Source organism: Pseudomonas sp. D3, assembly GCF_029320995.1.
Lineage (GTDB): Bacteria > Pseudomonadota > Gammaproteobacteria > Pseudomonadales > Pseudomonadaceae > Aquipseudomonas > Aquipseudomonas paraveronii.
Genome location: NZ_CP119772.1, coordinates 2,734,358 through 2,760,015 on the forward strand (window position 1 = coordinate 2,734,358; position 25,658 = coordinate 2,760,015).

Consider the following 25,658-nt stretch of genomic DNA (forward strand, 5'->3'; position numbering starts at 1 on the left):
ATCTCTATGATTGGCTTCATATATTGATAGGGAAATCAGAATGGCCGCCAATCTAAACCTAAAAGAGCTTGATTTTGTTGATGTTGAAACATTATCTCCAGTAAATGTGCATGCCGCGGATGGTGATCATGCTGTTACCTATGCGCGTCATCATGTAATAGCGAATGAAACGTTTAGGGCGTCTGAGTTCCTTCAAGCGCTGCAAAATAATGTAGGTCTATGGGACCAAGTTAGCTTTAAAACCAATGGCATTGCTTTGGTCCAGACGATTGATGGTAAAACTGCGACCACCGCAACTAATCGCGATGTGGTAGGCGGTGCGGCACATACCGGGTATCACAGTGGCTACAATGCAGATCAAGCGCGTATCTTCGAAGCGTTCGATCAAAAGTACCTGGCGTTACAGGCGTCGGGTAATTGGGGAGTATACGGATCAGAAGTCGGCTGGCTAACGGCGCAGGCGAAAGTGGTTCATGGTTATACCGCGTTTTTGAAAACAGAGCTGGTAAACCCCAACTCAGGGCTCAAACTTCATACCTCAGATGGCAGTCGCTTGGATGCGACGTCAACTGAACTATGGGCGAAGTTTTCCAACACGTTCTTCGATGTTGATACGTTAACCTTTAACCCCGCCATCACCAGCCACCCAGCCTATATTACCGGGAGTCAGTTTGCCCCAGGCTCACATGCAGGCGCTGGCGCTCTGGATGCCACCCCTGGCTCTAAAAGCGCGCTGGACGTTTCAACCTTTGCCTCCAGCGCTGATGTCGCCAAGGCCATGGATAATCAACTAGGCATTAAGGCTTTAGCGCCTTCGGTCTTCGCCAAGGCTCAAATACACCAATCAGTCGGAATAGTAAAAAAAGGCCACAGCACCGCCATTGTCGCACTCACTGCGGCCGGGCTGGTCACCATGGTCTTCCATCAGCAAGAGGCGATGGCCGCAGAGCTCAATCGTCCTGTTTCGTTCGATGACGCGCGCAAGGCCTTGGGTCTTGAACTCGATGAAAAGGCGCTGCGTGAAGTGGCTGGCGAGGCGGCGTTCGATATTGGCGTGAGCCTGGCATTGCCGTTTGGCTGGGCCAAGCACGCGTGGGATTTGCTGCTGTCCGGCGAAGACATTATCGGCGTGATCCGCCTGTACGGTCAGCTCTATCCGAATGACAGCTCTATCCAACAGTTGAATACCTTCGCCGACAGTATCGAGCAGGCACCGGCCTATGAGGCCTATAAAGAAAACAAGGAACAGCTCAAGACCTGGCTTTCCAATCAACTCAATGGCTCAACGAACCACAACGGCAGCATTCTGGATGTGGCTACCGATCCCTCAACGCTCAATCCTTCCAACCTGAACCTTGGCGGTACCGGCGGCGGACAGGGTTTGCTGCAGTCTGGCGCGGGTTACGCGGCGACCATGCTTGAGCGCTATGTGAACCGTGACGGTATCGAATTCGTCTCGCCCAGCAACGTGGTGACCGGTGGCACCCGTCCCGGTAATGGCAGTGTCAACGATCTAGCTGCACAGATGGCCGCGCTGCGGGCCCAGACCCAAAGCGCGGGCTCGATGGGTGAAGAGGGGATGGGCTGGGAGATGCCTACCCCGGCCAGCGGTAATCATGGGGTAGTGACTCAGAACGGGAAGAGCTACAACGCCACGCTGTACTTTGATGCTCAAGGTAACTGGATTGGTTTTACCCCCGATGCAGGCCAAGTGGGCACAGTCAAGTTTGCGGACGGGCGAGAATTCGAATTAAACAGCTCTCAAACGATATTGGTGGGTGAAAATGCCTCCAATGCCAACGGTGGGGTGAGTGCCGATGGCTGGTGGGTTGTCGAGAGTGACTACGTCGCGGCGCTATTGGACGCCAAGCAGGCTGCCGATACGGTGGCGGATACCGACCCGATTGTGCTCGATGGCGGCGGTGATGGTGTGCGCATCGGCGTGGGGCAGATAGATTTCGACCTTGATGCCGACGGTGTCGCAGAGCGCTTGCCTTGGACCGCTTCCACAGATCCGGTTCTGGTCCTGGACCGCAATGGCGATGGTCGTATCGCCAATGGCACCGAACTTTTTACCCTGACCGCACAAAGCGCCGGAGTTCGTCCAGCCCTGGCAACGCTTGACTCCAACGGCGACGGCAAGCTGGATGCTACGGACAAACAATGGTCCGCACTGCGGCTGTGGGCCGATCGCAATCAGGATGCTTACGCCAGCGCTGGTGAGCTGTCCAGCCTGGCAGATCTCGGAATCCAATCCATCAACCTGACGCCAATCTCAGGCGCGGTGGCCGGGCAAACTAATGTCAAAGGCGTAGTTGCCACCTACACCAATGGGACGACCCGTACCCTTTGGGATGTTGACCTTTCGCCGCATGCACCTTCGGGCAAACCGGTGACTGCCTCGTATGCAGCTGGTGTCGACAAATCCGTACTCGGCGAGCAAGCCGCATTGGTCGCCAAGAGTGCGCTGGGCGTGCGCCTGGACCTCAATGGTAGCGGCGCGACCCAGGCGATCGGCCACGTGGGTAACGACACGCTGATCGGCACCTCAGGCAATGATTGGCTGATCGGCGGCCAAGGATCCGACAAATTTCAGGGTGGGGCGGGCAGCGATCTGTTGGTCATTGACCATTGGGACCGCCAGGTGGATATCGATGGCGGAGCTGGCATCGATACGGTGTTGATCGCGGACGACAGAGGCGTGTCCCTGAACCTGTCCCAGGCCAATATCGAGGTGGTCTACGGTGGCTACGGCGCGGATGTGCTGATCGGTGGCGGTGCGGATAACTACTTTATCGAAGGCGCTGCCGGTGATGACTACATCCGCGGCGGCGGCGCTGACGATGCGCTGTCCGGTCAGGATGGCAATGACATTGTCTATGGTGGTTCCGGCGATGACCTGATCCGTGGAGGCCGTGGCAATGACCAATTGTTTGGTGAGGCCGGCGGCGATGTGCTTGACGGTGGCGCTGGGGATGACCTCATTGATGGCGGCGCCGGTGACGACATCATTACTGGTTCGGGTGGCAACGATGTCATCGACGGTGGGACCGGCATCGACCTGATTCAATTGTCCGGCAGCCTGTCGCAATACCGTTTTGTTCGCACCGCCAGCGGTGCCTATCAGATCACCGACCTGGTCGCTGACCGTGACGGCACGATGCTGCTGAACAACGTCGAAAGCTTTGCGTTCAAATCCGGCACAGCAATGACCGCCCTGGCGCTCGGGCTGGATGCTCCGCTGCCCGTGGACGACCAAATTTCCGTAGCGGCGGGCGGCCCGGTGACTATCGCCGTGGCGAGCCTTTTAGCCAACGATCTGGATTTCCAGCACCTGGATGCGGCTCAGTTGAATATAAATTGGGTTGGCGACGCTATCGGTGGAACGGTCCGACTCAGCTCGGATCGTCTGAGCGTGACGTTCACCCCGACGGCTGGTTACAACGGACCGATTGAGTTCAGCTACCGCGTTAACGATGCACAGGGCAACGCAGCACCGATCATCGCGAACACGGGCGACAGTACCCTGCAAGGCGAGATGAAAGCCCGAGTGCTCTTGGTGCCCGCGGGTGCTCCCAGCGATCCGGATTACGTCAAGCAATGGTACCTGGGCGCTGTGGGTGTCGGAGCCGCTTGGGAGCGCGGATACACAGGCAAGGGCGTCAAGGTGCTGGTGCTTGAACCCAGTGGTGAGTTTGCGTCGGATCGCCAGGTGGCCGATCTCAATCATCCCGACCTGGTTGCCAACAAGAGTGGCAGCTTCAACGACACCCGGGTACATGCGACGCACGCGACCATGGTTGCCGGTGTGATCGGCGCGGCTCGTAATGGCATTGGGGGCGTGGGCGTTGCCTACGATGCGACGCTGGATGCCAAGGGGTTTATTCCGTTCTCCAACCCGACGGCGACGGTGGCGCGTTTTCGCGAAGACCTGATGTCGATGCAGTACTACGACGTCGTCAACAACAGTTGGGGGCAAAGCAACCCTGATCAGTTTGGTTGGTACGCCGGCCTGACCGCAGGTGACCCCGCGCTATTGATGCAAACCCAGGCGGAGTTTACCGCCCAGCGAATCGCGGCCACACAGGGCCGTCAGGGTCTTGGCACTGTCATGGTGTACAGCGCCGGGAATGACCGTGCCAAGGGCTATGACGCCGGGCTCAGCACGCTGACTAGCAACGAATACAGCATTACCGTTGGCGGGGTGAACCTGATTGGCAATGTGGGTGGCAGTACCCAGCCATCCCGGCCATTCAGCAATCGCGGCGCCAATATTCTGGTGTCTGCACCAGCCTCCAACATCATGACATCCGGCGTCCAGGTTGAGACCGCCGATGGCAACAAGATCGGCAGCACCAGCGCAGAGACGCAGGGAACATCATTTGCAGCGCCCATTGTCTCGGGTATCGCCGCGCTGATGTTGCAGGCCAACGCCAAGCTGACCTACCGAGACGTGCAGACGATCCTGGCCTTGACGGCCCGCAAGGATATGGGCACCGGCACCGTCTCGGGCACCACTTGGTCGAATAACCGAGACCTCGGCTGGAACGGTGTCGGCATGCACTTCAGCGACGACTTCGGCTTCGGCATGGTCGATGCGTCCGCTGCCGTGCGCATGGCAGAAACCTGGACGCCGGGCTCCTCCACCGCCGAATACACCAACTCCGTGGCGGCGCAGGCGGATGCATTGCCGGACATGGAGCAAAGGACCCTGTCGTTCTTTGTCGACAAGCACGTGGGGGCCGAGCAAGCGCTACTGCACCTGAGTGTGGGCCATACGCGCTGGAGCGATCTGGTGGTAACGCTCATTTCTCCGTCCGGCTCCCGCAGCGTGCTATTGGATAGACCTGGCCTGACAGGGCATATTGCCAATCCCGCGGGGGCGACCCTGTTGGATGTGGACCTGATGAGCGTGCAGTTCCGGGGTGAGGATACCTACGGAAATTGGCAGTTGGTTATAGAAGACAAGGCCGCAGGTAACGCAGGGTTGGGTGGGGTACGTGCCAGTCTGCAAGTGGCTGGCACTTCCCAGGATGGCGTCAAGCGTTATGTGCTGACCGACGAGTATGCCGGCAACTGGCGGATCGATCCGGTATCCGGCCCCAGCGAATTGAACGCCGCCGCGCTCAGCAGTGCGGTACGCATTGATCTTTCCGGCACTACAGCGAGTTTGGTTAATGGCCGCGCCTTGACGGTCATGCCGGGTGTGGACCGAGTGGTGGGCACAGACGGCAGCGATACGCTGCAGGGTTCGGACAGTGACGAAACACTGGTCGGCGGCCGTGGCAATGACACCTTGATGGGAGGCGCAGGCAAGGATCGATTGGAGGGCGGCCAGGGCAGCGATACCCTTGACGGCGGCGCGGGTAAGGATTTGCTGATGGGCGGTATGGGCGACTGCTTAACCGGAGGCACCGAAGCGGACATTTTTCTGGTTGAGGACGATGGCCCCGGCACCGTAACCATTGTTGATTTCAGCCTTGCCGGCGGTGACTCGTTGGTGCTGCGTGGTAAAAACCGCCTGAGCACCAGCAACGTGAGCCAGGCCGTGCAGGCTGACGGCTTGCACTTGAGCTACCAGGGCCAGGGTGGCACGCGCAGTGTCGTGTTGACGGGCGTCAATCAGGTGTTGACCGATGCCCAACTGAACTGGATGTCAGCCAGCGGTGAAGTGAAGATTAATCCGCTATCCGGTGTGGTCACGACCAAGAACGTTATCTATGTGTCGCCGATTCCGGTGGTGGGCCGCAAGAAACCCTACTCCCGCGATGGCCTGACCGTGACCGAGAACGGTGTCTACTTCAATGGCGTGGTCAGTGGCGGCGTGGTGTCTTATCACAATGGTGACCGGGTGAGTTTCAACCCGACTCTGATTCAGGAGCGCCAGCCTGACGGCAGCCTGCTGAACCTGTACCTGGTCGACGGCCAGTCCTACACCCTGGAGGGATTGGCTTACTGGTTTGAGGTGCAAGACGTGACTTGGGGGCCGCAAGGCACCGAAGGGGATGACCTGATGCTAGTAGGGCGTTCCCTGGTCAGCGCCCCGGTGGGCTTGTCGGATAAATGGCTGAAGGCCCTTACAGGCAGTCGCCGCCTATTCAATGCTGGCGGCGGTGATGACGAGGTGGTTGGCGACGACTCGGCAGAATGGATGCTCGGCGGCAGTGGGGACGACGTCCTGACGGGTAATGGCGGCGACGATGTACTCGACGGCGGGACCGGCAACGACTTTTTATACGGTGGTGCTGGCCAGGACAAACTGAGTGGAGGCGATGGAGATGACCGACTGGAAGGGGGCTCGGGCGATGACATCCTTGATGGTGGCAAGGGGAATGACCGACTGGAAGGGGGCTCGGGCGGTGACATCCTTGAAGGTGGCAAGGGGGATGACACCCTGATCGACCTGTCAGGGGGCGATACCCTGTCCGGCGATGAAGGCGACGATACGCTGCAAGGCGCAACGGATGTGGGGGCCGAAGTGGTCCTACTGGCTAACGATGCAGTGGGCGGCGTGCGCATTGCTGGCCCCGGTTCCATCTTGCGTGGCGGTGCGGGCAAGGATGTCCTGATGGGCAGTGGCACCCTGGAGGGCGGAGAGGGCGACGACACGCTGACCGGCTCTGGCTCTCTGTGGGGCGGAGCGGGTAACGACATACTGACCACCCATGGCGGCCTGTTGTACGGCGGTACGGGCGCAGACCGGTTTGTGTTTGCGGCTGGTTACAAGACTTCGCTGATCGCTGACCTGGAAAGCCAGGATACTGTGGAGTTTCTCAACGCCAGCACTCTGCAATTGAGGACGACGGCGACCTTCTCAAGCAGTGACGCCAATACCTTCTCCGCCCGTATCAGCCTGATCAACAGCGACGGAGTGCGTGTGGTCCTGGCGCTGCCATTCTCGTTCAGTGTCGACCGCCTGGCGGCTGGCGACATCGACCTGCTGCCGAGCAATTTCCAGTTCCAGGGTGGCTCGCGTCCGGCGTTGCTGCTCAATGGTCAAGCCATGACCCAAGGGGCGGACGTCATTGTGCAGGAGCGCCTCGGCGCCAACACCTTCAATACCCTGGGTGGAGATGACATTGTGTTCGCCCGCAAGGCGAACGGCTTGACCATCGATACGGGCAACGGTGCTGATACGCTGTATGTCCTGGCAGGTGGCAACCGGATCGACAGCGGCGCAGGAGATGATCGCATCCAGATGCTCGCTAGCGTATCGACCAGCAACGACGCGCTGATCGGTGGAGCTGGCAATGATGTGATCACTGCCAGCAGCACGGGGGCACTGATCTACGGCGATGACCTGGCCGGTATCGAATCTGGCAACGATTTGCTGCTGGGGGGCTCGGGAAACGACACACTGTATGGTGGCGGCGGCAACGATACCCTGCAAGGCAACGCAGGCAAGGACATCATGGACGGCGGTGCCGGGGACGATGTTCTCGACGGTGGCGACGGCGATGACCGGCTGAGCGGTGGCGCGGGCCTGGATACCCTGGTGGGGGGCGCCGGCGATGATGAGCTACGCGGCGATGCCGGTGACGATGTACTGGCGGGTGGTGCGGGCGCTGACAAACTCTATGGTGGCGTCGGTAATGACAGCTTGTCCGGCGGCGCGGGCAATAACGTGCTGTGCGGCGAGGATGGAGACGACTTGCTCTACGGCGGTGAATTCAATGACGAACTGTATGGTGGCGCGGGCAACGATACGTTGATCGGCGGTGACGGAATCAATATCTACGAGGGTGGTGCCGGGGACGATGTGATCATTGCACGTTCCGGCACCGACACGATCCGTGTTGGCGCAGGATCTGGCAACGATACTGTGTGGGCACTGTCGGCGGTCGACACCATTCTGTTCACCGACCTGAATCCGGAGGCGGTCAAATTCGAGTTGTTCCACGAAGTACGCGGGAAGATTTCCTGGGGAAAAAACTCCCTGGCGCTCAAGGACTTCTCCGATGACACCACTGTGGTATTTGCCAATGGCGTGCGCAAGAAGCTGCGGGACTTTGAACCTAAGGATGATGGCTACGTCCCTGTGGATTTCGGCTGGGTGGCGGTGTATGACACCGGTTTGATCGGTGACAAGACCAAGCTCAGCGCCTATGCCGGCACGTCTGCTGATGATCACCTGTATGGCGGGCCGATTCTTCCCACTGAAGCGGCTTATTGGCATGTGGTAGGGCGTGAGGGCAGCGACGACCTGGCGGCAGGCGGCTCAGGGGCTGTGCTCGATGGCGGCGCAGGCAACGATAAATACCTGGCCAGTAATGGTGCGATGGTGATTCGCGGTTCCTATCAGAACGACGGTGAAGACACGCTGGTGGTCTCGGGCAATACCGCTGAGAATCTGATCTTCTATCGGATCGGCAATCCGTTGCAAGGCTATGTGACCGGCAACCAGGGGGAGTTGCCCCGGGAGGCAGCGACAGAATTGCAGCGTTATCTGGAGAAAACCGGCGATTCGTTGCGGTTCGGGTTCAAGCCACAGAGCGGTCAGAGCCTGTTGTCGTTCGACACCCTGCGTGTGCAGTCGCGGGACGGCAAAATGACGGTGGATATCGTGGGTTACTTCGCCGAGGGCGTGGAGCACAACAACGTCAAGAATATCTCCTTCGCTTCGATCCTTGACGACCAGGGCAAGGCCCAGGTCATGGACCTCGGTGCATTGCTGGCGAGCCAGGGCCGGATGGTGCGCGTGGACCCCGTCCAGCAGGGGCTCTACACCGTCAGCTCTGCAACGAACTCTTACCTGAACCAGGTATTCAACCTGGCTAGCAGCCGAAAATCGTCGATGGTCATGGGCGCCGAGGGCGCAGAGTATCTGGAAGGGCGGGTCAGTTTCCGGCTGGGAAATATCAAGCTACCAGCACCTGGCAGCCCATCGTCGATGTACGACTATACCTCCGGTGCCAATGACCTCTCGGCCAGTCAAGTCAGTTATGGCATTGCTCCGTCATATGCGTTGCTGGACTCAACCTCCTACAGAGATGTGGTGAGCCAGTCGGATGTGTTGCTGGGTAACGGTGGCGACGACACGCTGTGGGGGGGCGGCGCGTACCTGGAGCGCACCTGGCTGACCAGTGGCAAGCGCCAGCGCGACACCTCGACCACCCTCTACGCGGAGCGCTGGTCCAATCCGGTCTATCACGCTGACGGTTCACTCATCCCTGACGCTACCCGCTCGCCGTCACCGAGCGACGCCTATCAATTGCGGGACTACCTGAACGGCGGCGATGGCAACGATACCTATCTGTATCGCAAGGGGGACGGTGGCATGACGGTCATTGCACTGATCGGTACACCGGGTGCGGGGGCCAATGGCCTGGATCGCCTGCGGATGGAGGGCTATCAGAGCAAAGACGTCACGGTGCAGGTTCTGGCGGATGGGGCGCTGATCATCTCGGGAGGCGGTGTGAGCTCTTTGGCCGCAGACATCATTGTTGAAAAAGGCGCGAATGGAGAGCTGCAGGTCGACTCCATTGTGTTTGACGACACCACCGTCTCGGTGCGCACGTTGATTTCGGCGGCGGGAAATGTCAGCCCGAGTATCCGGCTGGCCGATGTGGATATGTTGGCCGACAGTGTGCGCAATCTCCAGGGCCCCATGGCCGAGGCGAATCTCAATATCGGCACGGCGGCTTCCGAAACCTTCCAGTTGAGCGGCAATGTCTATGCCAGAGGCCGCGAGGGTGCCGATACCTATGTGTTTGATCGGGAAACCCTGGGCTTTGCGGTCGTACAGATGGATCGCGGTGACAGGGTCGTGGAGCGGGGAGCGAATGCCGAGACGGTGGGCCTGTTGCGCGACGACGCCAACAATCGTCATGACTGGCAACTGGGCCGTCTCGATCCGACGCGCGCCAAGGATGGCAAGTACTCTCTGGACGCTTGGATCCCCGTATCGGGGGATAACGAAATAGCCAGTGACATCCTGCTCACTTTTGAAAAGACCCGGGCTGATGGCTCGGTCTTTACCAGCTACTTGGTGCTGGCGGATGTGATGGGCGCCAACGGCACTTTTTTTGATCGTTTCTTCGATTCAACCACACGGCTTAACGGTTGGTTTGGCTCCAATAACAAACCGGCGGTCGGGACCATGGTCTCTGACCAGCTCATGGCGCCTTTGTCCGGTGGCATCGTGTATGGGCGTGGTGGTAATGACGTCATCTCGGGCGGCTACAACACTGATGACCGTCTGTATGGCGGTAGTGGCAACGATGTGTTGTATGGCAATACCCGCAACGACGAGCTCTATGGTGGCGACGGCGACGACTCGCTCTATGGCGGCGAAGGGGATGACACACTGGTGGGTGGCACCGGGCGTGACTACCTGGCCGGTGGTGTCGGTGACGATACCTACGTTTGGGACGATGCCAATCTGGCCCGTGAAATACACGAGAACGCCGGTGAAGGCAGCGATACGATCCAGGCTGCAGTGGACCTGGACCTGGGCAAGTTTGGCAGCATCGAAAATGGCCAGTTGACCGGCAATGCCACCCTTACGCTGACGGGCAACGACGTGGGCAACCGTCTGTCAGGCAACGGCCGTGGTAGCCGCCTGGTGGGGTTGGGCGGCAATGATGTGTATGTGCTTGACGGGCCGGACGCGGTCATTGAGGCGGCCGACGGCGGTTACGATACGGTCCTGACCACCTTGAGCGTGTTGCAACTGGCGGCGAACGTCGAGGCCCTGGTGTCCATGGGGGCCGGGTTGCAATTAACGGGTAACGGGCTGAACAACGAGCTGCATGGCGATGCGGGCAACAATGTCCTTTACGGCCTGTCCGGCGATGACTTGTTGAACGCCGGAATGGGCGATGACACGCTGAGCGGAGGCCGCGGAAACGACCTGCTGTATGGGGGGGGCGGCAATGACATGTATGTGTTCAACCGCGGCGATGGCCAGGACACGATCATCAATGGGCTGGTTGATATGACACCTCCGGCAGGCACGTTATTGTTCGGTAATGACGTCGATGCCCGCCAACTCTGGTTCAGTCGCTCGGGCGATAACTTGCTCGTCGAAGTCTTGGGCACCGAGGATCGGGTCACCCTGAGGAACTGGTACGCCAAGCAAACCAATCGACTTGAGCGCATTCTGGCGGGTGACGGTGTAGCGCTTTACCAGATTGATGGCTTGGTACAAGCCATGGCTGCCTATCGGGCGGCGCACCCGACGTTCAGTCCATACGTCGGGTTTGAAGTCCCTGACGACGCGTTGTTGCGTTCGGCGCTTTCGGCCGCCGGTGTGCCGCCAGGTAGCGTGGTGCAAGGGCCGCCCCAGGGAACTCCGGTCGCCAATACGATGCAGGGCACGGGGGGGGATGACATCTACTACGTGGATCATCTCGACGACAAGATCGTTGAGACACTCAATGCTGGCACCGATACGGTCTTTTTATCTTCCCAAGCATTGGTCCCATTGCCGCATTACACCCTGCCAGAGAATGTCGAGAATGGGCGCATCCTTGGGACAACGGGTATGTACCTCTGGGGCAATGCGTTGGCGAACGTCCTTTATGCAGGGGATGGGGACGACAACATTACTGGCAGCATTACCGCCAGTGACGTGTCTAACAACGATACCGTGAGTTATCAGTATGCGAAGTCGGCGATCACCCTCAACCTGACCTTTGACCACTACGCACCAGAGGTGACAGGTGGGTCTGGCAAGGATGAGCTGCTTTACATCGATAATGCGATTGGCAGTGGCTACAACGATACGATGATGGGGAATGCCAAGGCCAACGTGCTCGACGGCAGCAGTGGTGCCGACTGGATGGCCGGCGATAATGGTGACGATACCTATGTAGTCGAGAACTCAGGCGACGTGGTTGTTGAAAACCTGAATGCCGGTATCGATACTGTCAACTCCTGGCTGGTCGGCTACACCCTGACTGACAACCTTGAAAACGCGCGTATCTTGCAACTCGGCACGACCTGGTTGACCGGCAATGCCTTGGACAACGTTATCTACGCGAGCCAGGACAGCAACGTGATGGATGGCGCGGGCGGCAACGACACCGTCAGCTACGAAACCATGACCTCGGCCGTGGTGGTGAGCCTGGACCTTACCAGCGCCCAGCAGACCGGTGGCTCCGGCGGCGATACCTTGATCTCCATCGAGAACTTGATCGGCACCCGCTTTGACGATGTATTGACCGGCAATGCCGGGAACAACCGGCTCGATGGCGGGCTCGGCGCTGATATTTTGCGCGGTGGGCTGGGTGATGACACCTATGTCGTGGAGAACAGCCACGATGTAGTGATTGAACTGGCCGATGGCGGGGTGGATACCGTGCTGTTGTCGGTCGACCAATACACTCTGGGGCAAAACATCGAGAACGTGCAGATACTTGCAACGAGTAAGACAAGTCTCACGGGTAACTCTCTGGACAACCGAATTGATGCTGGAGCCGGGGACAACGTGATTGACGGTGCCGCAGGCAGCGATACGGTGTCTTACGTCAAGGCTAAGGGCGGCATTGTGGTCGATCTTGCCTTGAGCGCAATCCAGGCCACGGGGGGGGCGGGCAGCGACACCTTGCTCAATATCGAAAACCTGGAGGGCAGCCAGTTCGACGATAAATTGCGCGGTGACAACCAGGTCAATGTCTTGTACGGCAGTGCCGGCAATGACTCGCTGGAAGGCCGTGGCGGCGACGATATCCTGTCGGGCGGCGCTGGCTACAACACCTTGATCGGCGGGCTTGGCAACGATACTTACTTGATCGGCCGGGACAGCGACGGCGATCGGATTATTGAAAATGACGCGACGTCTGGTAATACCGATATCGTTCGCTTTGGTGCAGCCATCCTTACCAGCCAGCTCTGGTTCAGCCGCCAGCAGAACGACCTGAAGATCACCATTATTGGTACCGATAGTGATCTGCGGGTGACTGACTGGTATCTTGGGCCGCAATATCAGGTTGAAAAATTCCAGACCGCTGCGGGGGCAATCCTCCAGGCGGACCAGGTCGAGGCCTTGGTCCAGGCCATGGCCAAGCTGACGCCACCGACTGAAGGGCAGACGCTCATGCCCAGCAGCCTTATGGCGGTGTTGAAACCAGTACTCGATGCGAACTGGCAGAGCGTGCCTCCCCCACCAAACGCTAATGACGGCGACGATACATTGGTAGGCGGGCCGGAGGCCGACTCGCTATCAGGAGGCGCCGGTGACGATACCTTGATTGGTAACGCAGGCAACGACACCCTGTCGGGTGGCACCGGTCGCAATACCTTGATCGGTGGACCGGGGGACGATACCTACGAAGTTTCCAGCGTCGGAGACAAGGTTGTCGAACTGCCCAATGAGGGCAATGACTTGGTCCGTGCCTATGTCTCCTATACGTTGCCAGAGAATGTCGAGCGGATTACGTTGATGGGCGATGCGGCGATCGATGCCTCTGGCAACGATGGCGCAAACACCTTGCTTGGCAATGATGTGGCCAACACCTTAAGCGGTGGTGGTGGCAACGACATTCTCAACGGTCTTGGGGGCAACGATATCCTGGCCGGTGGCACAGGCGATGACCGATATGCGTTTGTAAATAATTTCGGTGTTGACCATATCGTTGAAAACGATGCCACAGTGGGCAATACCGACAACATATTTTTCTCAGCGATCGGAGGCGTCGCCACGACTGATCAACTATGGTTTCGCCATGTCGCCGATGACCTGGAGATCAGCGTGATCGGCACCGCTAACAAGGTGATAGTGGATGACTGGTACTTGGGCGCTCAGCACCACGTAGAGAAAATTCAGGTCACTTCCAAAGTCCTTCTGGATACCAAGGTCGAAAATCTGGTCAATGCTATGGCAGCCTTCACGCCTCCAGCCAGTGGTCAAACGACCTTGCCACCTGCTTACGCCACAGCCCTGGCGCCCGTGATCGCGGCGAACTGGCAATGAGGGGCGAGCCCGAACATCCACGGCCCATGAAACAAATCGATGAGCAGGCCGGCGCCGGTGGGAGTACGCCCTCAGGCGAGGACGTTGTCGATACCGGCCTTCTCTGCCTGGCCATGCTCGCTCGCTATCACCAGGTGGCGGTTGATGTCGACCAATTGGCCCATGAGTTCCGCGGCGATGCTCAGCGGTTTGGCATGACTGAAGTGTTACTGGCAGCGAAGAAACTCGACCTGCGGGCTCGACGACTGACCACCCGAATCGAGCGTCTCGCTACCACGCCGCTGCCGGCGATGGGCTGTGACCGAGAGGGTAATTTTTTCATCCTGGCACGGCATGACGCCGACAAGGTGCTGATCCAGGATCCTCGTCAACCAGGCCCCAGTGAATTGAGCCTGGAAGAGTTGCAACAACGCTGGGCAGGCGAATTGATCCTGATTGCTTCTCGCGCCTCCATCGCCGGCGACCTGGCGAAATTCGACTTCAGTTGGTTTATTCCCGCCGTCGTCAAGTATCGTCGGTTGCTGCTGGAAGTGTTTATTGTGTCCTTCGTCCTTCAGCTCTTTGCGCTGGTCACACCACTGTTCTTTCAGGTGGTGATGGACAAGGTGTTGGTGCACCGCAGTTTCACGACATTGGATGTGATTGCGGTCGGGTTGTTGGCGGTCGTCACATTCGAAGTGGTGCTCAACGGGCTTCGCAGTTATGTGTTTGCCCACACCTCCAGCCGCATCGACGTGGAGTTGGGGGCTAGATTGTTTCGACACCTGTTAAACCTGCCGCTGGCTTATTTCCGCGCCCGTCAGGTAGGCGACTCTGTGGCGCGGGTGCGGGAGTTGGAAAACATCCGTTCTTTCCTCACCGGCAACGCCATCACGGTGGTACTGGACCTGTTTTTCTCCATTGTGTTCCTGGCCGTCATGACCTACTACAGCGTCTGGCTGACGCTGATCGTGGTGGTCTCGTTGCCCTGTTATTTCCTCTTGTCCGTGGGTTTTACGCCGGCCTTGCGCGCGCGGTTGAACGAGAAATTCAACCGTGGTGCGCAGAACCAGTCCTTCCTGGTGGAGACCATCAGCGGTGTGGAGACACTCAAGGCCAGCGCCGTTGAACCGCAGTGGATACGTAAGTGGGACAACCAGTTGGCCGCTTACGTCAAAGCCGGGTTTCGCACCACCACCATCAGTACCGTTGCCAACGGCGGTGTGACACTGATCAGCAAACTGGTCACCGTCGGCACCATGTGGCTGGGTGCGCGCTTGGTAATTGATGGGCAGTTGACTGTCGGCCAACTGATTGCCTTCAACATGCTTTCGGGGAATGTCGCAGGCCCGGTGATGCGCCTGGCGCAACTATGGGCGGACTTCCAGCAGGTGGGCATTTCGATGCAGCGGCTGGGAGATATTTTGAATACCCGTACCGAAGTGCATACCCCCAGGCCGGCATTACCGCCTGTGCGTGGCACAATCGAGTTCGACAAGGTCGAGTTTCGTTACCGCCCAGGTGCACAGCCTGCGTTGCGGGGTGTGAGCCTGGCAATCAAGGCGGGGGAAACGGTAGGGATCGTCGGTCGCTCCGGTTCGGGTAAAAGCACCCTGACTAAGCTGGTGCAGCGCTTATACCAGCCGGAACAAGGTCGCATTCTGGTTGATGGCGTGGACATCTCGACCATTGACGCCAGCTCATTGCGCCGCCAGATCGGCGTGGTGCTTCAGGAAAACGTTCTGTTCAGCCGCAGCATTCGCGAGAACATCGCCCTCAACGATCCCGGCACGCCATTGCAACAGGTCATCGCGGCGGCGCAGTTGGCCGGAGCCCACGAATTTATCGCCGAGTTGCCCGAAGGTTACGACACGATGGTTGGCGAGCAGGGTTCAACGCTGTCGGGCGGTCAGCGTCAGCGCATCGCTATTGCGCGGGCGCTGCTGTCCAACCCTCGCATCTTGATCTTCGATGAAGCCACCAGTGCGCTGGACTATGAGTCCGAGCGCATCATCCAGCAGAACATGCGCCAGATCAGCCAAGGCCGGACTGTGCTGGTAATCGCCCACCGATTGTCAGCGGTGAAGGATGCTCATCGCATCGTTGTCATGGAACGCGGCGATATTGTCGAGCAAGGCACGCATGCCGAACTTATCCAACGAGAACAGGGGCATTACGCGGCCCTGCATCGCATGCAACAGGGGTAGTGCATGGCTTGGGGACAGACTTTCAGCGCTTGGGGCGATTTGCACAAGCGCTATGCCAGTGTGTGGGCGGCCGCTTGGCGCGAGCGCAAATCCTGGGAGCGCAAGCGGCATTCAGCTGACGAGGCGGAGTTTCTGCCAGCGGCCTTGTCGTTGCAGCAGAAGGCGGTATCGCCAGCGCCCAGAGTGGCAATGTGGTTGCTGATTGCTTTTGCGGTATTGGCGGTATTGTGGTCGGTCTTCGGTCGGGTGGACATCGTGGCGACCGCCCAGGGCAAGATCATTCCCAGCGAAGGGACGCAGGTGGTACAGCCCATTGGTACGGCGACCGTTAAAGCCATCCATGTGCGCGAAGGGCAGTTCGTGCGGGCAGGGGATTTGCTGATTGAACTCGACAGCACTATCACTGGGGCCGAACAGCAACGCCTCGTCAACGAGTTACAGACCTGGACTCTGCAGGTCGCACGCGCCGAAGCCATGCTCGCGGCGATTAACGCAAAGCGCAAACCTATGCTGACGCAGACCAATGTCGATTCTCGCGCCTCGGCGGATATGCAGCGCCTGGTAGAAGCGGAGTTCTCGGCAATGCAGGCCAAGCAGTTCGGCATTGATGCAGAACTGGCGCGCCGGCAGGCCGAGCATCGCTCAACGCTGGCCCTGGTGAGTAAGCTGGAGAAAACCTCACCCATCGTTCGCCAGCGTGCCGAGGCCATGAAAGATTTGGCTGGCGAGCAATACGTGGCGCGCAATACCTATCTGGAACGTGAGCGCGAAAGTATCGAGCAGGAGTCGGACCTGGCGGTACAGCGCAGTCGCTTGAAGGAAATCGAAGCCTCTATTGCAGAGGTCAGACAGCAGCGTGAAACCCTCTGGGCAGATGCCCGGCACGCCAGCCTCGAACGCTTGAACGAAGGCAGTCAGCATATTTCCTTGTTGGAGCAGGATCTGGTCAAGGCTCGGCAGTCCGAACACCTGACTCGGCTGACCGCGCCAGTGTCCGGCACTGTTCAGCAGTTGGCTGTGCGAACGCTAGGCGGTGTAGTAACCGAAGCTCAGCCGCTGATGCTGGTGGTGCCGGAAGAAAAGGTCCTGGAGATCGAGGCTTTCCTGGAGAACAAAGATGTCGGCTTCGTGCTGCCTGGGCAGGAAGCCGAAGTCAAGATCGAGACCTTCCCCTACACCAAATACGGCATCGTGCCGGGCACCGTGACTTCGGTGTCCAGCGACGCGATCAATGACGAAAAACGCGGCCTTATCTACTCCATGCGGGTTGCCATGGCACGCTCAAGCATTACCGTCAAAGGCGCCGACATTCGTTTAACGCCGGGCATGGCCGTGACCGCCGAGATCAAGACAGGCCGGCGTCGAGTGATTGAGTATTTCCTCGATCCCCTGATGCAGTACGGCAGTGAAAGTATTCGGGAGCGTTGATGACTAACAGGATTGGCGTCAGCGGCAGATGGCGTTGGACGGTTCTGGCGCTTGCCATGTTCTGCCTCGAAAGCCAAGCGAGTAACCATGCCACAGGCCTGATGGAGGTCTACGGGTTGGCCCTGGAGTACGACCCTACATACCACGCTGCGATGAAGGAGCGTGATGCGGGTCTTGGGGAGCGAGCGATCGGTCGGGCTGCGTTGCTGCCGAAATTGTCGCTCCAGTACCAGAGCGGCCGTAATGAATCCGAAGTCACCCAGCCTGGTTTTTTCGGTGCAACCACGACCGATCGTAGCTACCGCAGTTATTCGTCTTCGTTGACGCTGGAGCAACCGATTATCGACTATGAAGCGATCTCGCGTTACTACCGGGGGGTGGCCCAGGCGCACCATGCCGACGCCCGCTTTCGAAGCCGCAGCCAGGAACTTGCGGTACGCGTCACTCAAGCCTATACCGAGGCACTGTATGCCAATGATCAGATCGAACTGGCCCAGGCCCAGAAGCGTGCCTTTGCTGAGCAGATGAAGCTCAATGGACGGCGTTTGCAAGTGGGTGAAGGCACCCGCACCGATATGTTGGAGACGCAGGCGCGCTACGATCTGGCGCAGGCCCAAGAGATTGAGGCACAGGATAATGCTGATGCAGCGATAAGAGATCTGATTGCGATGGTCGGTCAACCCCTGACTGCCCAAGACCTAGCACCATTGGCCGAGACGTTTGAAGTGCTGCCGTTGGAGCTCAACAGTTTTGAGGCCTGGCGCGACATTGCACTGCTCAACAATCCGGAGTTGGCCTCGTTGCGCTACGCATTAGATGCCGCAGACGAGCAGATCGAACAAGCGCGCGCCGGCCATTTGCCTAAGGTCAGTCTCTATGCGACGGCGGGGCGCCAGAAATCGAGTTCGGAGTCTACTTATGATCAGCGCTACGTCACTAACAGTGTGGGTATTCAGGTCAGCGTACCGATCTTTGCCGGTGGTGGTGTATCGGCGGCGGTGGGACAAGCCGTCGACAACAGTGGCCGGCTGCGCTATGAGAATGACGCCAAGCTCAATGAGGTGATGAATGATTTGCGCAAGCAATTCAATCTGTACAACAGTAGCTTTGCCAAAATGCGAGCGTTTCAGCTTGCCGTAAACTCGGCTCAGGAATTGACCGTGGCGATGAAAAAAAGCGTTGCGGGCGGGGAGCGCGTCAACTCCGATATTCTGGATGCTGAGCAGCGCTATTACGATGCGCTACGCAATCTGGCCCAGGCGCGCTATGCCTACCTGACGTCTTGGCTGAAAGTACGCTTCCTGGCCGGCAAGCTCTCGGATGTGGACATAGGTATCTTGGCACAGTGCTTTGATGGAAAACTCAAATCACAACACGTGAACGGCCAATAAGTAACATGGTCTGACGATATAGAAATCGGACATTAGGATATACCGACACCGCTCAATGCAGATCTTGACCCTGAGTGCCGGGGACGCAATCTTTTGATGTCTCGGAGTAGCTTGCTGGAAGATTATGTGGCGCGTCGAGTCGCACTTGCAGTTGCTCAACAAATACAAGCGCTTGACGCTTGTTGCGAAAACGCACAACGCAAGTGTCCAGCTTTACCAGCCAGTCTGTATCGAACGGTAATTGCTCTATCTCGATTTTCATCTGTAAAGCGCCCATAGAAATTAATGGTAAATTAAGTCAGCGGTGCCTCAAAGCTCAAGCCGAATCCAAATTAAGCCGTTTGGTGCCAATTTGGAGCAATGCTCTGAAGCGCTGAAGACAGCAGAACATAATTATTTTCTTTACAAAAGTGCCTCAAGAAAGACCTCGATGATTGAGTCCATCATACTGAGCGAAAGGAGGGGTATTATCACCAAAATTTTGGTTAACCATGGACATACGTCGATCTACTGATCGCCTCTTACTTCAAGGACTTCACCGTGTCCACAGGCATACAACTTACCCTTACATTGATGAGGCGTTTGCCGATCTCACAGGTATCCAAGGGCTTGACCTGCTCGGCCGGCGCATTCGCAGCCAGGTGCTGCGTTGCACCGGTATCCCGGTCGGCGTGGGTATGCTCCGACCAAGACTTTGGCTAAGCTCGCGAACCACACGGCAAAACGCCTGCAGGCCGAGACCGGCGGAGTCGTGAATATTTGTGATCCGGTGAAGCGCGACTGGGTGCTTCGCAACACGGACGTGGCCGAGGTATGGGGCGTGGGTCGCCGTATGAAAATGCACTTGGATGCCATGGGTATCAAGACGGCCATGGATCTGGCCAAAGCTGATGCTTGGTCGCTGCGCAAAAACTTCAGTGTGGTGATCGAGAAGACTGCCCGTGAGCTTGCCGGTACTTCGTGCCTGGATCTGGACGAGCCGAACCCGCCGAAACAGGAGATCTGTTGCAGCCGAATGTTCGGCAAACGGCTGAAGGAGCTGCCGCCGATAAGAGAGGCCGTGGCCACCTACATGATGAGGGCATCGGAGAAGCTTCGGGCGCAGAAGTCACTGTGCAAGAAGATCCGGGTCAGCATCCGTACCGGGATGTTCAATCCCGATGAGGCCAAGTACGCAAATGGAGTAGTAGTGGATCTGCCATATTCGACGGATGACGTTAGGCTGCTGACCACAGCGGCCGTGGACGCGCTTGATCGTGTGTTTCGTCCTGGGTTCAGTTACAGCAAGGCAGAGGTCATGTTGCTGAATCTGTGTCAGCCGGGTGAATACACGGATGATTTGTTCGCAACTTCCCAGCCGGCTGAGGCGACAAGGGTGATGGCGGTGCTGGACGAGATCAATGGACGGTGGGGTAGGGGGACGCTTCGTGCTGCGAGTGTCCCGAGCAATCCTGATTGGGGCATGCGTCGGGAGATGATGAGCCAGAGCTACACGACCAAGCTAGATCAGCTTTGGTCGATCACATGCAAATAACGGCATCTTTCGGCGTGCTTGAGCCTAGCGTGATACCGCCACGGAGGAACGGACCGCTGCCGGGCAGCACAGGCAGAAAACTGCCACAAGCGGACGATCAGTCCTTCGAATAGATCCCTTCCTTTTCATATCGTCGAAACGCCAATCGATCCAGCTTTTGCTTACACAGTAGGCCGAGAGTAATAAAGACTAATTGAAAGGTCCGGTCTGCACGGGCGAGTGCCCGCGTTTCGGGATCGGCGTCGAATGCCGACTCTACAAGCACCCAGGCCGGAGCGGTGTTCGCGTCGGTTAACTCCTTTACTGCTCGCTTGCGGCAGGTCGAACACGGCGAAAACTCATATACTTGGAGGAGACACCCGAGCGCCTCTTGGCCAGGATGCGCTTCGCACAAGTTTAAGGGGTCTCTGACGAGATGGTGCGTTGCGTCAGCATCATCAAGCTGTGTTAGATGCTTCATGCACATTGAAAAAACGCCCACAAAGAAATTGTTCACCAGCAACGCGACACCGTTTGAGACGTTGCCATCAGCGATCCCCCGCTTTTACTCTGTCGGCAGCGCTGGTGCTATCCTGCTCGCTCTATGTTTAAGCGTGCATCTGGACGAGTCTGAAAGTGTTTTCTCGGGCCAAGCGTAGCTGCCGATTCAGATCGTCGATCTCGTTTTCGAGCAGGATCATATGTTGTTTGCAGTTTTTGATGAGCGAGGGCACCCCCAGCCAGTCGGATGTGTCATCGATGTCCACGGTGCTGCCTCGTACTGGTAATATTTTTACAAACATTGGTCGATGCGCGCGAGAAGTGCGATACCTGACGACCGGCTGTAGGAGCAGGGAGTTTTTCGTGTGTTCTACAGTTATTGCCTTGCTGGGCAAGACGGGAAAACACCAGCGATGCGCCTTGGGTTGGCTAAGGGCAAGGGTTCGCTGGAAGATATTATTTATTTCAATGGGTAACCCATGAAGCTCAAGATCAAAAAACCACGTGAATTCATTAACCCATTGCTTTCAAAAAAAAACGTCTCGGCTGCAGGATTCGAGGCATTCAAAACTAATTTTTCTAATTACAAGTCTGCGGTTGACGCGCAGCATGCTGGCAAACAAAGTGAGCCTAATATCGTTTCGAATGCCTTGAAGCCTTTCATTGAGTCACTTGGTTTCGTCAGTACCTTATATAGTCAGAAAGGGCAAAGTGGTATCGATCTGGCTATCGTACATAGCAGCATGCCTGCAGTGATTTTCGAGGCAAAGAAGCATGGTTCGTTGGAAATGATTTCCGGCGCAAACGTCAATACGAAGGCATTCCAAGAGTCGATATTGTACTTCATGCGCGAGCGGGATAAAGGTAACCAGGCTCTTTGTCATATTGTTATTACTGATTTTTATAATTGGTTTATTTTCGATGCCAAGGATTTCGACCAGTTATTCTGGAAAAATACAACGATAAAAAAATTATATAAGGCGCACATAAATCCGTCGCTTCTGGGGGTCACCACTAAAGAGTTTTATTTTGAGCTGCAGAAAGCAATTGAGAACCTGAAGGTTGACCTGCTCGATGAAGAGTGTATCGAGTGTTGCTACTTTGAAATAAAATCTGTAAAAAGCGAAAAAGATTTGATCGCAATCTTCAAATTATTGAGTGCCGATTGCCTAACCAAATCGTTCAATCCGAACGATGCCAATCGTTTGAATCGCGAATTCTACAACGAATTTCTGTACCTGATCGGCTTAGAGGAAGACGGAATTAAAAAAACTATCCGTCGCGCAGAGCAACGACAAAACGGTTCGCTATTTGAAAATATTACCAACAAGCTTGGTCAGCACGACAAGTTAAACGACTTTGATACTGTGATAAAGTTGATTATCATTTGGGTTAACCGGATCCTGTTCTTGAAACTGCTTGAGTCGCAGATTGTTAAATGGACCAATAATGTAGGCAACAAGTTTTTGAATAGTGAGAAGGTATCCCAGTATAGCGCGCTCGAAGAGTTATTTTTCGAGGTGCTTGCAAAGCCAATCAGTAAGCGGAAATCTAAGGCATTCGACTATATTCCCTATTTGAATAGCTCCTTGTTTGAGATTAATCCCGAAGAAAAAACAGGTATTACGATTGGTTTACTTTCGGCTGACGCGCAGATCACTTATTATAAAAAGACGGTGCTAAAAAACGAGCATAGCAAAAGAAAGTCTGGGGATGTCAACGCGTTAGATTATCTTTTTGAATTTCTTAGTGCCTATGATTTCGGCAATGAGGGTACAGATGAGGTCAGGGACGATACTAAAACACTCATAAGCGCATCAGTTTTAGGTCTCATTTTCGAGAAAATCAATGGTTACAAGGATGGTAGCTTTTACACGCCTAGTTTTGTCACGATGTTTATGGCAAGGCAGCTCATGCAAAAAACCGTTTTGGAGCGGTTCAAGGCGGAGTTTGTAGATGACCTGAAAGATGCAACGTGGGCTGAATTAAAGCGTTATTGTGATAAGCGTAGCCACAAAGAGTCTTTCCGCACTCTTGCATCGGTAGTGATCGACACAATAACGGTTTGTGACCCTGCCGTCGGTAGCGGACACTATCTTGTATCCGTGCTCAACGAAATCGTATTCATTAAATACGAGTTGGGTCTTTTTGAACAAAAGGGTATGCGGCTCGATTTGCTCAACGACGAATTACATGTAAGTCTTGATGATGAATGGTTCGAATACAAACGCCCGGCCAGTTTTGATAGTGCAAATCACTTATTGCAAAAGGCTCTCTTCCAGGAAAAGCAACGCATTATCGAAAACCAGTTGTTTGGTGTTGATATAAATCCAAATAGTACGCAGATCACAAAATTACGACTTTGGATAGAGTTGCTGAAGCATAGTTATTATGATGATAAATATCAACTGGTGACATTGCCAAATATTGATATAAACATTAAAACCGGAAATTCAGTCGTGCATCGCTTTGGCCTGACGGATGATATCAAGGATAAAAACACGAAGGCGGAAATTTTAAAGTACAAAGCCACGGTCACAGAATACAAGGAAAGTGTTGGCAGCAAACACGACGTCTTGGCTGTTATCGTGCAGATAAAGGAAAAATTCAACCAGACCTTGAAAGATCGTCACTCAAAAAATAAAGCACTAAGTGGCAAGTTGCTAGAGTACGTCAAGCTGTTTGGGTTTCAAGGATTAGGAAAGGACCTACAGGGACTGGCTATCGACGCGACGCATGGCCAGGTCGATTTGTTTGGTGTGGACTACGAAATCGCAAAGAAACACAAAGAGAAACAAACGGGGATGGTTGGCAAGGTCAAAACCCTGCACGATCAAGTCAGGTTTCTGGATAGCGGGGAAATTTATCGTGATGCGTTCGAATGGCGTTTCGAATTTCCTGAAGTATTAGACGAAAACGGTGATTTTATCGGATTCGACGCAGTGATCGCAAATCCTCCCTATATCGACTCTGAGAAAATGATAAAGGACGGACATGATAATCTGCGCGAATATCTCAGTGATAATTATGCCTGTGCAGTAGGAAATTGGGATTTGTACATCGTATTCATGGAGCTCGCCTTGAATATTATGAAAAAGACCGGAACCATGTCCTACATTACACCAGATAAGTGGCTTTCGAAATCGTTCGGCGACGAATTTAGGAATCGGTATATCAACGGTATCGAGCAGGTAATCGTGCTAGGTCGAGACGTATTTGATAGCGCTTTGGTCGATTCAATAATTACACAGGTATCAAATACGTCAATACAGACAGTAACCGCAGCATCCATGGCAAACGGCGGGGTTACTGTTCTCAATCAAGTTTTGAAGACTGACCTGGCTGCTCCGTTCTCTTTGGATCCGCTATTGTCGCCACATTACTCCTTCATCTATCGGCTCGACAAGACTCATGATCGCTTGGGTAATATGATTAAATGCGAAAGCGCATGTGCCACTTCTGATGCCTACAAGCTAAAACCGTTCGTTAGAGAATGTGTCGGTGCTTTTAATTCGGAAGAAGATTATTCGATGGTTAACACCGGTACTTTAGGGAAGTACATATCACGATGGGACGTCAAACCGATGACTTATCTTAAGGATAAATACTTGAGGCCGGTAGTTAGTCGAATTGAGTTCGGAGTACATTTTACAAATACCTATAAGATAAAGTGCGATGCTAAGAAAATTATTGTAAAAGGCCTTACTTTGCTAGATGCAACGCTCGATCTTCGGGGTGAGATGATTCCCGGGAAAACGACTCTTGTCCTGGCGTCCGCGGACGATGATGTACTGAAATACGCATGCGCCATCTTAAATAGCCCATTGAGTATTTTTTACATTAAAGCCAAGTATGGATCTGCTAGTTATAATGGCGGTATTAGTTTCACGAAAGAGATGCTCAACTCGATCCCTCTTCCTGTCAATTCTGTAAAAATAAGCGAAATCGCTAAACTGGTGGATCGTATATTAGATATCAAGATGGAGAGCTACGATGCAGATATCTCGGATTTGGAAAAGAAGATAAGTTCTATCCTCTACGCGCTATATGACTTATCGCAGGAAGAAGTCGATATGATTGAAGGCGTAAAGCTAAAGCAAGATGAGAGGTACGAACTAGAATTAATCGATTAGTTTGTCTGTATGGCTCGTCTTGAATTTCGTGGGTAGTCTGCAGCGAAAATTGTACGAGCGAAGACGTAAGAATTGAAGCTGCGCGCCAATATGAACGGGGCGAAAGGTAGTTCGTTTGCTCCGTAAATTTCTTCAACCATTAGTCAAGTCAAAATTTGAGCGTCGGAGTCGGAACGAAAATAGCCTTCCTATGTAAATTTCGGTCCGCTGATTTAGTAAACGGAGGCGGATTTTACATAGCTATGCATTGGGGGGGATGTTCGGTCGGCAGGAAGCTGGGGAGGGGTGAAAACAGTTCCAAAACTAAAAACGTACCCTTTGTGGAATGGGGCGTCCAGCCTGGTCGCTACTGCTGAATAATGGAACTCCGCGAGCCCTCAGGGTCTCGGCCCGCTGGAGTTTGCATAGCGGTCTTGAAAACCGGCGAACGTTAATAGCGTTCCCAGGGTTCGAATCCCTGGTTTCCCGCCAAGATTCATACAAAAGCCCCGCAATGCGGGGCTTTTGTGTTTCTGGGGTTTGGGAAGCATCATTTCAGGCGGTTTCCGCAACTCCGCCAGATTCGAGATCAACGAGTCGGCTTCACGATCT

The 25,658-nt window shown here is 55.6% G+C and carries 5 protein-coding genes and 1 pseudogene; all 6 read left to right on the top strand.

The features are described from left to right. The first annotated feature begins 40 nt into the window (after positions 1–40). The 6 genes and pseudogenes from P3S72_RS12740 (at position 41) to P3S72_RS12765 (ending at position 25,067) form a co-directional block, all read left to right on the top strand. On the top strand, positions 41–13,915 hold the full coding sequence (locus P3S72_RS12740; protein ID WP_276197602.1) for a S8 family serine peptidase: 13,875 nt from the start codon (positions 41–43) through the stop codon (positions 13,913–13,915). Positions 13,916–13,941: 26 nt separating this feature from the next. After that, positions 13,942–16,101 carry a type I secretion system permease/ATPase gene (locus tag P3S72_RS12745; RefSeq protein ID WP_276197603.1) on the top strand — a complete coding sequence of 720 codons (2,160 nt, stop codon included), beginning with the start codon at positions 13,942–13,944 and terminating at the stop codon, positions 16,099–16,101. A 3-nt stretch (positions 16,102–16,104) separates the two neighbouring features. Then, positions 16,105–17,529: an HlyD family type I secretion periplasmic adaptor subunit gene (locus P3S72_RS12750; protein ID WP_276197604.1), complete on the top strand. Its 1,425-nt coding sequence runs from the start codon at positions 16,105–16,107 to the stop codon at positions 17,527–17,529. Positions 17,530–17,585: 56 nt separating this feature from the next. Continuing rightward, positions 17,586–18,920, top strand: a complete 1,335-nt coding sequence (locus tag P3S72_RS12755) for a TolC family outer membrane protein (RefSeq protein ID WP_276197927.1) — start codon at positions 17,586–17,588, stop codon at positions 18,918–18,920. A 569-nt stretch (positions 18,921–19,489) separates the two neighbouring features. Continuing rightward, positions 19,490–20,454 (top strand): annotated as a pseudogene (locus tag P3S72_RS12760) (DUF4113 domain-containing protein); the annotation flags it as partial. A 959-nt stretch (positions 20,455–21,413) separates the two neighbouring features. Next, positions 21,414–25,067, top strand: coding sequence for an Eco57I restriction-modification methylase domain-containing protein (locus P3S72_RS12765; protein ID WP_276197605.1), 3,654 nt, complete (start codon positions 21,414–21,416; stop codon positions 25,065–25,067). Positions 25,068–25,658: the final 591 nt, after the last annotated feature.

What these genes read in the sequence shown, in the direction of transcription:
- P3S72_RS12740 (WP_276197602.1), top strand. Translation starts at nt 41, where the DNA reads ATGGCCGCCAATCTAAACCTAAAAGAGCTTGATTTTGTTGATGTTGAA.
- P3S72_RS12745 (WP_276197603.1), top strand. Translation starts at nt 13,942, where the DNA reads ATGAAACAAATCGATGAGCAGGCCGGCGCCGGTGGGAGTACGCCCTCA.
- P3S72_RS12750 (WP_276197604.1), top strand. Translation starts at nt 16,105, where the DNA reads ATGGCTTGGGGACAGACTTTCAGCGCTTGGGGCGATTTGCACAAGCGC.
- P3S72_RS12755 (WP_276197927.1), top strand. Translation starts at nt 17,586, where the DNA reads ATGTTCTGCCTCGAAAGCCAAGCGAGTAACCATGCCACAGGCCTGATG.
- P3S72_RS12765 (WP_276197605.1), top strand. Translation starts at nt 21,414, where the DNA reads ATGAAGCTCAAGATCAAAAAACCACGTGAATTCATTAACCCATTGCTT.